This is a genomic window from Flavobacterium endophyticum (assembly GCF_003634455.1).
GTDB lineage: Bacteria > Bacteroidota > Bacteroidia > Flavobacteriales > Flavobacteriaceae > Flavobacterium > Flavobacterium endophyticum.
On the sequence record NZ_RBLC01000001.1, the window covers coordinates 2127502 to 2140329 of the forward strand.

The 12828-nt window shown below is 36.4% G+C and carries 15 protein-coding genes; 12 read left to right on the plus strand and 3 right to left on the minus strand.

The genetic code is table 11. The annotated features are described in order from the left end of the window. The first annotated feature begins 70 nt into the window (after positions 1-70). The 9 genes from CLV94_RS09525 to CLV94_RS09570 all read left to right on the plus strand — a co-directional run bounded on the left by CLV94_RS09525 (position 71) and on the right by CLV94_RS09570 (position 7881). Positions 71-685 (plus strand): ExbD/TolR family protein, encoded by a 615-nt coding sequence (locus CLV94_RS09525; protein ID WP_121376155.1) that lies wholly within the window; start codon positions 71-73, stop codon positions 683-685. Between the two features lie 22 nt (positions 686-707). Beyond that, the gene (locus CLV94_RS09530) at positions 708-1280 is read left to right on the plus strand and encodes an ExbD/TolR family protein (RefSeq protein ID WP_121376156.1); all 573 of its coding nucleotides are present in this window, start codon (positions 708-710) and stop codon (positions 1278-1280) included. A gap of 32 nt (positions 1281-1312) precedes the next feature. Continuing rightward, complete coding sequence (locus CLV94_RS09535) at positions 1313-2131, plus strand: energy transducer TonB (protein WP_121376157.1); 819 nt, start codon at positions 1313-1315, stop codon at positions 2129-2131. A 258-nt stretch (positions 2132-2389) separates the two neighbouring features. Then, entirely contained in the window at positions 2390-3307 is a 918-nt protein-coding gene (locus tag CLV94_RS09545; protein WP_121376159.1) for a PstS family phosphate ABC transporter substrate-binding protein, read from the plus strand. Between the two features lie 20 nt (positions 3308-3327). Then, positions 3328-5031 carry a tetratricopeptide repeat protein gene (locus tag CLV94_RS09550; RefSeq protein WP_121376160.1) on the plus strand — a complete coding sequence of 568 codons (1704 nt, stop codon included), beginning with the start codon at positions 3328-3330 and terminating at the stop codon, positions 5029-5031. 157 nt (positions 5032-5188) lie between these two features. Continuing rightward, entirely contained in the window at positions 5189-5821 is a 633-nt protein-coding gene (locus CLV94_RS09555; protein ID WP_121376161.1) for a 7-carboxy-7-deazaguanine synthase QueE, read from the plus strand. Positions 5822-5824: 3 nt separating this feature from the next. After that, positions 5825-6226, plus strand: coding sequence for an energy transducer TonB (locus CLV94_RS09560; RefSeq protein WP_121376162.1), 402 nt, complete (start codon positions 5825-5827; stop codon positions 6224-6226). Positions 6227-6253: 27 nt separating this feature from the next. Then, on the plus strand, positions 6254-6658 hold the full coding sequence (locus tag CLV94_RS09565; RefSeq protein WP_121376163.1) for a DUF2059 domain-containing protein: 405 nt from the start codon (positions 6254-6256) through the stop codon (positions 6656-6658). A gap of 65 nt (positions 6659-6723) precedes the next feature. Continuing rightward, positions 6724-7881, plus strand: coding sequence for an aminotransferase class V-fold PLP-dependent enzyme (locus tag CLV94_RS09570; protein ID WP_121376164.1), 1158 nt, complete (start codon positions 6724-6726; stop codon positions 7879-7881). 3 nt (positions 7882-7884) lie between these two features. Here the strand turns inward: CLV94_RS09570 and CLV94_RS09575 are convergent, their stop codons facing one another. After that, entirely contained in the window at positions 7885-8604 is a 720-nt protein-coding gene (locus CLV94_RS09575; RefSeq protein ID WP_121376165.1) for a class I SAM-dependent methyltransferase, read from the minus strand. Positions 8605-8667: 63 nt separating this feature from the next. On the opposite strand from CLV94_RS09575, the gene CLV94_RS09580 reads away from it, so the two are divergent. Both CLV94_RS09580 and CLV94_RS09585 read left to right on the plus strand, forming a co-directional pair. Beyond that, complete coding sequence (locus tag CLV94_RS09580) at positions 8668-9162, plus strand: YkgJ family cysteine cluster protein (protein ID WP_121376166.1); 495 nt, start codon at positions 8668-8670, stop codon at positions 9160-9162. An 11-nt stretch (positions 9163-9173) separates the two neighbouring features. Next, entirely contained in the window at positions 9174-9410 is a 237-nt protein-coding gene (locus tag CLV94_RS09585) for a hypothetical protein (protein ID WP_121376167.1), read from the plus strand. Between the two features lie 11 nt (positions 9411-9421). On the opposite strand, the gene CLV94_RS09590 is transcribed toward CLV94_RS09585, so the two are convergent. Together CLV94_RS09590 and CLV94_RS09595 are read right to left on the minus strand one after the other, a co-directional pair. Next, positions 9422-9646, minus strand: a complete 225-nt coding sequence (locus CLV94_RS09590; RefSeq protein WP_121376168.1) for a hypothetical protein — start codon at positions 9644-9646, stop codon at positions 9422-9424. 78 nt (positions 9647-9724) lie between these two features. Further along, positions 9725-10954 (minus strand): exo-beta-N-acetylmuramidase NamZ family protein, encoded by a 1230-nt coding sequence (locus CLV94_RS09595; protein ID WP_121376169.1) that lies wholly within the window; start codon positions 10952-10954, stop codon positions 9725-9727. Positions 10955-10960: 6 nt separating this feature from the next. On the opposite strand from CLV94_RS09595, the gene CLV94_RS09600 reads away from it, so the two are divergent. Further along, a complete protein-coding gene (locus tag CLV94_RS09600) occupies positions 10961-12214 on the plus strand; it encodes an ABC transporter permease (RefSeq protein ID WP_121376170.1) in 1254 nt (417 codons plus the stop codon). Positions 12215-12828 lie beyond the last annotated feature (614 nt).

Below are 12828 nucleotides of genomic sequence, written 5' to 3' on the forward strand. Positions count from 1 at the left end.
TTTCATAATATATTAAAGCCATGAGAAGGAAGTTTCTCCTTCTTGGCTTTGATTAAAAAATAAATAAACAATGGCTAAAATAAAATTGTCAAAGAAAAGTTCAAGAATTGACATGACTGCGATGTGTGACATGGCATTCCTTCTTCTGTCCTTTTTCATTATGACAGCTACAGCAAAAGTCCCAGAAGCTTTGCCAGTAGATACTCCAGCCTCAACGGTTCAGACTAAATTGCCAGAAGAAAACCTTGCTACTTTGACTATTGGTAAAGAGAAAGTTTTCTTTGGTGTGACAGGAAGAGAAGTGAGATCGGAGACTCTAGGAAGAATGGGAGAGAAATACGGTGTTAAATTCTCAGAAGCAGACAAAAAGAAATTTGCACTTCTTGATGGTTTTGGAGTTGATATCAGACAAATGAAGCAGTTGATTGATATGAAAAATGAGGATAGGATGAGAGAAGGAACTCAACCAGGAGTGCCTTATGATTCTATCAACAATCAGCTAGCTGACTGGGTAAAGATTTCAAGAGAAGTAACTAAAGATTTAGATGGTAAAGATTTAGATATCGCTATTAAAGGTGATGCTAAAGAAGAATATCCGACGGTAAAAAAAGTTTTAGACATTTTGCAAAAACAAAATAAGAATAACTTTTTCTTGGTTACTGGTCTAAGAAGTGATGATTTTTAATAAAATAATATATTCGTAAGAAATGGCAGAATTAAATACGGGCGACGGCGGTGGTAAAAAAGGCGGTGGCAAAGTAAGAAGTAAAAAATCAAATCCTTCGGTTGACTTAACAGCCATGGTGGATTTGGCATTCTTATTGATTACCTTCTTTATATTAACGACTACGTTGTCAAAGCCTCAATCGATGAATTTGGCTATGCCGGATGAACCTAAAATTGATGATCCAGTTCCACCAGAAACTCCAGCTTGGAGAACTTTAACTTTGGTGTTAGGATCTGGAGATAAATTGGTTTGGTATAGTGGAAGAACAGACGGACCACCTCTTGACGGACCTGTTGTATCTGGATACGGAAAAACAGGTGTTAGAGATTTGATCTTGAACAAAAAAGCTGGCGTTGATGCAAAAAATAAAGCAGATGGCGCAGATCTTGAAAAAAGTGGTATTACCATTATCATAAAACCAAGTAAAAAATCAAATTATAAAAATTTGGTTGATATTCTTGACGAGATGGCAATCACTAAGGTGAAAAAATATGCGATTGTTGACATAACAGATGCAGACATTAAGTTTTTGGAAGACAATAAAATTTATTAGTCTGATTCATTAATCTATTAAAAAATTAAAATATGTCAAATTCAAAATTAGACTTATTCGAACAAAGCTGGATTGAGAATGTCTTTGAAGGCAGAAATAAAAGCTATGGAGCGTATGAGTTACGTACAAATAGCGGAAAGAGAACCTTAAAAGCATTGCTTATTGGAGGTCTTATCTTCTTGTTTTTGGTATGCATTCCAATTATTTCTAAATTTATCTCTGACAATATTGCTAAAAAAGACGAAGTTTTAGACGAACAAGTAGTTTTAGTGAATATTCAAGAGCCTGTAAAAAAAGAAGAGATTATTGTTGAGCCGGTTGTTCAAAAGCAGACTCAAAGTAACGTAGATATTCAAAAATATGTACCGCCAGTTGTTGTAGACAAGCAGGTCGTAAAAGAAGAAGTTGCTGTTGTTGATGAACTTAAAAAAACAGGTTCAGAAACAGTTAAAGCAAAAGAAGGTGGAGAAGTAGTTCTTGATGGTACAGCAAGCGAAATCAAAGTAGACGCTGAAGTTATCGAGGAAGATCCAAACAAAATTTATACATCTGTACAAGTTTTGCCAGAGTTTCCTGGAGGTATTGCAGGTTTCTATGCTTACGTAAAAAAGAACTATAGAGTTCCTGAAGTAGATGACGATGTTAGCGGTAACGTAATCGTAAACTTCGTTGTTGAAAAAGATGGAAGTCTTACCGATATTAAAGTTGTAAGAGACTTAGGCTACGGAACAGGTAAAGAAGCAATCAGAATGTTGAAATCAGCTCCAAAATGGAAGCCTGGTATCCAAAATGGTAAAGCAGTACGTGTTTCCTATAACCTTCCGATTAAGTTAGTGATTAAATCTAACTAATGAACGTCAGTAGGAATATGGCCAATAAAGATCAGAAATCGCTCATTGAGCGATTTCTTCTCATTTTAGGAATCCTGTTTTTTTTGATGTATTTCGTTTTAGGCGTCGCCATTATTTTTTGGCAAAACATGCCTATCGATATGCCTCAATCCTACAGAGTAGCCTTCGGACTGCTGCTGATCGTATACTCTTTTTTTAGATTCGTACGCTTCTTCAGGAAGAACCAATAATAAAAATGAATTTCTAATTAATTCTGATATGCCAAAATATCTAAGATTTCTATTCTTTTTTTTCGCATTTATAATCGCGATTTTTTTTATTGATTCTTGTGCAGATAAGAAAGCAAAAGGAAACGATACAGTAACTTTCTATGTCGATGAAACAGTCATGCCAATAATGGAAGACCAAGTTTCAGTTTTTCATAGCCAAAGACCCGAAAAGGTAAACTTGGTATCGACAACAGAAGGAGCTATTTTAGATCTTTTGAAGAAAGATTCCACACAATTGGTAGTCATGTCTAGAACATTGACAAAGGGCGAAGAAAGAATTTTTGCTGATAAAGGCATAACACCTAGAATAACGCAAATTGCAATTGATGGCATTGCCCTGATTGCAAACAAAAAAGCAAAAGACTCAGTAATTGATTTACAAGACGTAATTGATTTTATGAATGGCAAGCCCGTCGCTTCCATCAAAGGATTGGTATTTGATAATGCAAATTCTAGTACTATTGATGTCTTGAGCAAAAAAGCATCTGTAGCAAAAGTAGATAACAAAAATATTTTTGCTTTAAAATCAAACAATGATGTTATCAAATACATAAGTGAGAATGACGGATATATTGGCGTGATTGGGGTCAATTGGATGACACAGCCCATGCCAGATATGTTGAATTCTACAACCAACGTCAAGGTTTTGGCAGTCAAAAATGTTAAAAGTGAGCCCAACTCTTCGGAGTATTATAAGCCTAGTCAGTCCAATCTGGCAGAGGGATTATATCCATTATCGCGCAAGATTTATATGTTAAATTATGAAGGTGCCGTAGGTTTGGGTATGGGTTTTGCAACTTTTGTTGCAGGAGACGTGGGACAGAGGATAGTTTTGAAATCTGGACTAGCTCCGGTTAGACTAGCTTTACGAGAAGTTAAAGTTAGAAAAGATGTGGAAAATAAATAAAAATTATAAAGAACAGAGAAATGAAAAAAATTAAGTTTATCAGTTTGTCGCTATTCTTTTTTGGAACTGCAGCTTTTGCTCAGGATTTAGACCAAGCCAAAAAAGCAATTGATGCTGAACAATATCAAAAAGCCAAAACAATCCTGAAATCATTAATCGCTTCTAGCCCTGATAAAGGAAAGAATTATTTTCATTTAGGAGAAGTATATCTTGCATTAGATAATGCTGACTCTGCGAAAATTTATTTTGACAAGGGTATTGTTGCTAAAGATAATGGCAATTTTAACTATATAGGACTTGGAGAAATCAGTCTTGATAAAGGCAATGCTGCTGAAGCTGATGCCAATTTTAATAAAGCGACTGCAAACCTAAAAAAGAAAGACGCTGAAGAGTTTTTATATATTGGTAAAGCCTATATCAACTCTGAAAATCACGATTATAAAAAAGCAATAACTTCATTGAAAAAAGCGATTGCTGTGGATCCAAAATATGCTCAAGCTTTCTTGAGTTTAGGAGATGCTCAGTTTGGTGATGCTGACGTAAACAGTGCGTACAGCTCTTACAGAACAGCTTATGATTTAGACAATTCATTAGTACGTGCAAAAATGCAATTGGGTGTTATTACTAAAAATGCAAAAGCATTCCCAGAAGCGATTACTGCTTTTAATGAAGTAATAAAATTAAACGCAAATTACGGTCCTGTGTATCGTGAATTAGCTGAGACGTATTATTTCTGGAGTACTAGCGATACATCTAAGCGTGAAGAATACATCAAAAAAGCGTTAGAGTATTATGAAAAATACATGAGCCTGACAGATTATTCTCTTGACTCAAGAATGCGTCATGCAGATTTCTTGATTTTGGCTAAAGATTATCAAGCATTGCAAAAAGAAGCACAAGCCATGCAGCAATTGGATAAAGTAAATCCTAGAATCTACAGATATTTAGGATATGCTGCATACGAAAACAAAAACTATGATGAAAGTATCAAAGCTTTAAATGATTTCATTGCAAAAGCGGATCCTAAAAGAGTAAGCGGTAGAGACTACCTTTTCTTGGCAAAAGCTAAATTAGGAAAAGCAATTACTGCCGAAGGAACTATAGCTGACAAAGCACAATTCGATAGCGCAATGGTAGATTTGGCTAAAGCTACAGAAATTGATCCTGCAATTGGAGCTGAATTCAGTGACTTAGGAGTTTCATTATACAAGCAAAAATTATATCTAGAATCCGTTAAAGTATTTGAGCCTGCTACAAAAGCACCAAATTCTAAAAATGCACTTCTTGATAATTTCTACCTTGGAAATGCAGTATTGTTCTATGTCGCAAATGACTTGAAAACAGATGCTGAAAGAAATAAGCCTGAAGTACAAGAATTGCTTAAAAAAGCAGACACAGCCTACGGAAATGTAGTAGCTGGTTCTCCAACAACACAAGATGCTCACTTAAACAGAGCTAAAATCAATAGATTCATTGTTGGACAAGAAGCGAAAGATAGCGCCGTTGCTCACTACCAAAAATACATTGAAGTTGTGCATGCAAAAGGTGAAGCTGAATTAGCTAAAGAAAGCGTAAAAGCAGGATTGATCGGAGCTTACTCTTACATCGGTTCTCACTATGCTATCTCTGACAAAGCAAAAGCAAAAGAATATTTTGAAAAAGCTTTGGTTTTAGATCCAAACAGCCAATACATCAAAGAATCTCTTGATGTCTTAAAAAAATAATAGAATGATTTTATAAAACCGGCAGATTAATCTGCCGGTTTTTTTTATGCCTTCTTTTGGCTTAACGTAGCTGAATCTTAAACTTTGCCTAAACCCTTGTTTCAAAAATCGGCAATCCAAAATCAAATCCCTATCTTTGCAGACTATTTTAAAGATGATGTTGAAGAAAGAATTACAGACCGCCGTTGAAAAAGGAGAAATGCTTCCCTTGATGGAAGAATTTTATACTATTCAAGGCGAAGGATATCATACAGGAACTGCCGCATACTTTGTCCGTATTGGAGGCTGTGATGTTGGATGTCATTGGTGCGATGTCAAAGAAAGCTGGAATGCCGAAGTACATCCGCCAACAGCAATAGACGCAATTGTAGAGAATGCAAAGAAATATGCTGATACCGTCGTTGTGACTGGAGGAGAGCCATTGACATGGGATATGGGGCCACTGACGCAAAAACTTAAAGAGAAAAATCTTAGGATCCATATAGAAACTTCCGGTGCTTATCCGCTATCCGGAGACTGGGACTGGATTACGCTTTCTCCAAAGAAAAACAAGCTTCCTACCCAAACTGTCTATGACAATGCAAGCGAACTCAAAGTAATTATCTACAATAAGCATGACTTTATTTTTGCTGAAGAACAAGCAGAAAAAGTAAATAAAAACGCAATCCTTTTCCTGCAGCCAGAATGGAGCAAGAAAGAAGCGATGACACCGCTGATTGTTGATTATGTGATGAACAATCCGAAATGGAGAGTTTCGTTGCAGACTCATAAATATTTAAATATTCCTTAAGCCATGAGCAATATCATAAAAAAGGCATGTATTCTTTTAATTTTGGTATTTTTATCATTCGATGCTCAGTCTCAAGAATTATTAATGGATACAGAAGATGTATATGGAGCCGAGATTTCAGCATATCCTGAGTTTCCGGGAGGAATGAAAGAGTTCTTTGATTTTTTCAATACCGAATTTAAAGCCCAGAATTCAAAAACAGAAAGTAAAAACCTAGTATCATTCAATGTAGAGCCAGATGGAAGCATAAAAAAGATTAAACTTTTACAGTTTTCAGATGCTGAAACTGCCGTAGAAATCATAAGGGTTATGAAAATGTCGCCCAAATGGAAACCCGCAATGAAGAATGGCAAGGCAGTTAGCGTTGAAATGAAAATCCCGATTGTATTTACATCCCGTCAATAAATCAAACCAACATAAAAACAATAAACCATGAAAAAATTAGTAGTAACATTCGCTTTTGTTTTAGCAACTCAAATTGGATTTGCACAAGATGCAGCTTTTAAAAGCGATGTAAAAAAAGTAATCGAGATGACTGGCGCTACAGCTCAAATTGATGTAGCAAAAAAGCAAATTCTCGGAATGATTCCTGAAGCAAAACAAGCAGCATTCCTAAAAGACTTTGAAGCAACGATGCCAGCTTATTTTGATAAGATTGCAGACGCCTACATGAAAGAATACACACATGCAGACGTCAAAGAGATGATAAAATTCTATGAGTCTCCAGTAGGTAAAAAAATTACGGCAAAAGCTGGAGTCTTGACAGAAAAAACAATGGAAGCAGCTCAGGCATGGGGTGTAGAATTGCAAGCTATCATGATGAAATACATGCAGTAATAATTTCTTCTTTAAAAAATCAAAACCCAAATCGTAAATTTGGGTTTTTTTATACCCTAAAAATTATGAAACAGCATTTTCTATTAGATTCCTCCATAACTTTTCTAAATCATGGTTCTTTCGGAGCCTGTCCAAAACCCATATTTGAAGAATATCAAAGATTTCAATCAGAGCTAGAAAACGAGCCCGTCCAGTTTATACAAAAAAAAGCAGGTGGCTATTTGAAAAAAGCAAAAGAAAGACTGTCCAAATACATCGGATGCCAGCCTGAAGATTTCTTTTTTACGCCTAATCCAACAATTGGAATAAATACTATAATGAGAAGCCTGAACCTGCAGCCGGGTGATGAAATTCTTTCAACAAATCATGAATACGGCGCAATGGACAGAACTTGGACTTTTTTCTGTCGAAAATCAGGAGCCAAATACGTCCGACAGGAAATCTCTTTGCCGATCATTTCAAAAGAGCAAATCTTAGAAGACTTTTGGAAAGGCTATAACGCAAATACAAAAGTGGTTTTTATCAATGAAATCTCTAGTGCAACAGCCTTAGTATTCCCTGTCAAGGAAATCTGCAAAAAAGCACAAGAACTCGGACTGATAACAATTGTTGATGGAGCTCATGTTCCTGGACATATCAATTTGAATATACAAGAAATGAATCCTGACTTTTATACCGGAACATTACACAAATGGATGCTTGCTCCAAAAGGAAGCTCGTTTTTATATGTAAAGAAAGAATTCCAAGACGATATCGATCCATTAGTTGTAAGTTGGGGTTATGATAATGAAATGATTAATGATACCCAATTTTTAGATTACCATGAGTATCAAGGGACAAGAGATATTTCTGCCTTTTTGTGTACACCTAAAGTAATTGATTTTCTTGAAGACAACAATTGGAAAGAAGTATCCGAAAAATGTAAAAATACGGTTCTAGAGAATTACCAACGTTTCTGCGATTTGCTACATACCCAGCCTTTGTGTCCAATTTCAAAAGAATTTTTAGGACAGATGGCAAGCAGTCCCGTCAAAACGAAGGAACCTTTACAACTAAAAGAGTTGCTTTTTGAGAAATATAAGATTGAAATACCTGTCATGCCTCTCAATGGCAATTTTTATATCCGATATTCTATAAATGCTTACAATTCCCAAGAAGATTTGGATAGGCTTTATGACGCTTTAAAAGAAATTATTGCTACGACTGACTTAATCCAGATTTAAAAACTAAAGAGTTAGCCTTGCCAGGTAATCATAATGGTCGCCTTCCAAGGCTAATTCACATTGTAAGCCATTTGCGAAAGCGGCATTCTGCAGAGTGTTATAGTCGACATAGAGCCAATCGAAAGGTTCTTCTTTTTCGTTTTTGTAGAATACAGTAAATGTAATTTCCCCATAATAGTCTCTGTCGGTCGGAATCCATTTGCCGCCGTCCTCATCCTCGTCAAACATATAGATGATATCCGATGAATCAATGAGTATTTGTCCATTTGGAGAAAGCAATGATTTTAGCTGACGCAAGAAGTCAGAAATATTTTGCAATTTCCCACATATCCCTGTGCCATTCATCAAAAGCAAAATCGTGTCAAATTTGTTGCCAGGATCGTTCGAATCCATCTTCATTACATCTTGAATCGTTGCATTTTCCAATCCTCTCAAACGACACGCTTCAATCGCATTTGCAGAAATGTCAATAGGAAGAACTTCAAGTTTTTTGTCATTTCGAAGATACAGGCTATGGCTTCCAGCGCCACATCCTACATCCAGTACCTTTCCTTTGGCCAGCTTCAGGGCTTGCTTTTCAATTTTTGGCATGGCCGAAAAGTCCCGAAACAAATAAGCAACGCTCATTTCGTCGGCTTCAGATATAGAAGTTTCAGTAATCAGATTTTCCGGAGCATTATTGGTCTGGTAATCTAATATGGCTTTTCCAAAAAGGTCTTTCATCGATTTAAGGTTTATGTTTAAAGATAAAGTAGAAAGTGTAACTTTGTCCGCAAATAAATTACGTTGGAACAAATAATCAAAAATCTTCCTAAGCAGGCCAAAGATAAGCATAACGAAAACAAGAAGTATTTTGATAAGCTTAAAAAGAAGGCGCCCAAGAATATCGATTATGTAATGCAGGAATTGCATGATAGGGAATTCAAGAAAACGGATTGCCTAAAGTGTGCTAATTGCTGCAAGACAACAGGGCCACTTTTTACGATTGCCGATATAGAAAGAATTTCAAAGCATTTCCGCCAAAAGCCACAACAGTTCATTGACCAGTATTTGCGAATCGATGAAGATAATGATTATGTGCTGCAAAGTGTTCCGTGTACTTTTTTAGATTCGGAAAATTATTGCATGATTTATGATGTACGTCCAAAAGCTTGCAGAGAATTTCCGCATACCGACAGGAAGAAGTTTCAGCAGATTTCAAACTTGACATTGCAGAATGTTGCCATTTGTCCTGCGGCCTATAATATTGTTGAAGAAATGAAAAAAAGAATGCCATTATAAAATATCACTTTATGAAACACAAAAGAAACCTGTTTTATATCTTTTTTGCCTCAGTAGCAATTTCAATTTTACTGGTTTTTGTCAACCAAGGAATAGTCGTAACAAGTCTTTTCGATAAAATAATGGAAGTCACGATAATGGTCGGATTATTTTTTATCGTTTTTGTTGTGGTTTACTTTTTGCTATTTATAACCAAATCTGGCGCTAGCAAGATAACAAAGAAGCAAAAAAAAGACCTTACTAAATAAGGTCTCTTTTTTTATACAAAAATATAATCTTCGGGAAGTTCTATCGTTTCGCTAAATCGGCCGCCGATTGCATCAACTACATAATCAATTCCTTGTTTTATGTATTCCAATATTTTCTCGACCCATTCTTTTGCTCTGTGGAATAATTCGATGGCTTTGTCTACGTAATAATCAATCATTTCGAAAAATTCCTGCAGCTTGTCCATATAGTCTAAAAGTAATTGCGATGTATTCATGGTGGTAAATTTTATAGGTTTAGCGTCGGCATGTTAAATAGCCACATCTAAAAATACACATTTTTAGGAATATCTCCATTAATAAATTTCATATTTTTTTCTTATTTTTCTGAAATCCTCTAATCCTTTTTCCCAGCTTTTTTTAATCTCAGTTTCCGTCATTCCGGTTTCAATCTGTTCTTGCAGTTTCTTTGTTCCAGCCAGTTTTGTAAAGAAAGGAATAAAGAATTTGGTTTTATCCGATGTTGTCGCATACGCTTTTAAAAGCCATTTCAATTCGATACCTTTTACTCTCGGAGCCTTAGAAAGATCTTCTCCATAACAAACCTTTCCGTTGTGCAATGGATCTTTCGACCCAAAATTAGGTTTTGGCGTAAAGCTGAAATTAGTTTTTGGCAAGAAAGGAGAACCATAGATTTGGAATTGTTGCTCCGTTCCTCTTCCCAAGCTGACATTTGTGCCTTCAAAAAAGCACAAGCTGGCGTAAAGATTTATCGCTTGATCGTTTGGAAGATTAGGTGAAGGCTTTACAGGAAGAGGGTAATTCATTTCCTTATTGTAATTCAAGCACGGAATTACGGTCAAGTCACATTGGATGCCATTTTTCAGCCACTTTTCTCCGTTGATCATTTTTCCATACTCGCCGATTGTTAGTCCATGCAAGACAGGAATAGGATGCATTCCTATAAAGCTTGAATTTTCTTTTTCTAAGATTGGCCCGTCAATGGTATTTCCATTCGGATTCGGTCGGTCTAAAATCAAGAGCGGAATTTTATTTTCGGCACAAGCTTCCATTACATAATGTAGCGAAGAGATGTAAGTGTAGAATCGGGCACCCACATCCTGCAAGTCAAAAATTAGGATATCAATACCGGCTAATTGTTCTGGTTTTGGTTTTTTGTTGTCTCCATAAAGAGAAATGATTGCAATTCCAGTTTTGGTATCTTTTCCATCTTTGACCAATTCGCCGGCATCGGCAGTGCCTCGGAAACCATGCTCCGGAGCATAGATTTTTTGGAGGTTGATTTTCTTTTCTAGTAAGAAATCGACAAGATGTGTCTTGTTCGATAAAATTCCGGTTTGGTTGGTGACCACGCCTACTTTTTTGTCCTTTAGTATAGGAAGGTATTTTTCATAATTGTCTGCTCCCGTTTTTATTTCCGCAATTGTAGTTTGCCCAGGCTTGTTAGCCGTATCATGAGCTTTCGGTTTTTCCCTTTTTCCTTTTGCATCAAATGAATTTCCACAGGAAAGAATTGACAAAACCAAGAATAAAACTGTATTTTTGAAAACCGAATTTGATATCATAAAAATTTGAATTTAGAATATTTCATAGCCAAAAGACTGATTGCTGCTAAAAATCATAAAAGTAGTATATCTGCGCCAATTATAAAAATTGCCATTGCCGCTATTGCAATAGGAATGATTATGATGATTGTATCTGTAGCCACAGGAATTGGACTCCAGCAAAAGATACGAGAAAAGGTTGCGGCTTTTAATGGACATATTATTATAACCAATTATGATGACAACCAATCTGAAGTAAGCATCAATCCGATTTCTACCAATCAAGATTTCTACCCTAAATTTAAAAGCGTTGAAGGAATCAGCCATATCCAAGCTGTAGCTACAAAGGCAGGAATCATCAGGACGGAAACCTCTTTCGAGGGAATCATATATAAAGGAGTAGGGAAAGATTATCAATGGAAGAATTTGGAAGAATACCTAATCCAAGGAAAACTTCCCGATGTTTCGAAGAAGCTCAATCCTGATGTTTTGATTTCAAAATACCTTGCCGATAGACTTGACTTAAAAGTAGGAGACAAGTTCAATACTTTCTTCATGAAAGAAAATAGCAACCAGCTGCCTAACCTTAGAGTTTTTGTCGTGGCAGGAATTTATAATTCCGGATTTCAAGAATTTGATGCTACCTATATAATAGGAGACATTCGCCACCTGCAACGAATCAATAAATGGAAACCAGATCAAGTTGGCGCTTTTGAAGTCTTTATTGATGATTTTGATAAGATCGAGCAGAAAGGACAAGAGGTGTATGACAATACCCAAAATAAAGAAGACGCTTCGAAAACTCTCGATACCCAAACGATTTCTGAAAAATACTATAATATATTTGAATGGCTGCAGCTGTTCGACTTCAATATAATAGTCATTCTTGTAATTATGGTTATCGTAGCAACAATTAATATGGTTGTTGCATTGCTCGTCTTGATTCTGGAAAGGACACAGATGATCGGAATCCTTAAAGCAATTGGTGCGAGCAATTGGACAGTCCGTAAAATATTTTTGTATAATGCCTTCTATTTAATAATCCGCGGCCTGCTTTGGGGTAATGTTATCGGAATTGGTTTAATTGTTATCCAGCAGCAATTCGGTATTGTAAAGTTGAATCCAGACAGTTATTATGTAAACGTAGCGCCTGCATATTTAGATTGGCTTTATATTCTTCTATTAAATATAGGAACTCTTATAATTTGTTTGGCGGTTCTTTTGATTCCTTCCTATATAGTAACAAAGATTTCTCCTGTAAAAGCCATGCGTTTCGACTAGTTTTATAAGTAGAAAGCATTTCTCGTAAAATGGTTCTTCAGATTTAAAGACAAATTTTGTCGAAAACCATACTTCAAATCAGTTTTCCCGACGTTTTTCAGTCTCCTTCGGATGCTTCCTGCCTAATATTTCCGCCTTTTCCGCCACAGAATCCGCAGGCCGCCCCGGCTCCTGCCGCCCTTTTTCAAGGAGCGTCCGCGCGGCTTCCCCGATTCCTCCGCCGTCAGCCGAAAAAACTTCCGCTTCCATAAAACTGTGTTCCAGCGCATTGCGAAAAACTTTAAAAAAAAGTGTGCCGAAAGTTTGGAAAAGCGGAAAAAGGGGCTACTTTTGCACCCGCAATCAAGCAACGTTCCTACCGAGTACTGAAACAGAAGGCCTGAAAAAAAATCGGAAAAAGATTTGCAGGAAACGGAAAAGGGTCATATCTTTGCCGTCCGCAAAACACCGATCGGAAGAGGCCGGAAGGGCCGGAGAAAAAAAGATTCAAAATTTTTTTCAAAAGTCTTGCAGGTTCGGAAAATAATCGTACTTTTGCACCCGCTTCGAGAGAGGCGAAAGAATAGAAGAACACGTTCATAGACATATTGGATTGACAGCAGTTTCGGCAGCGA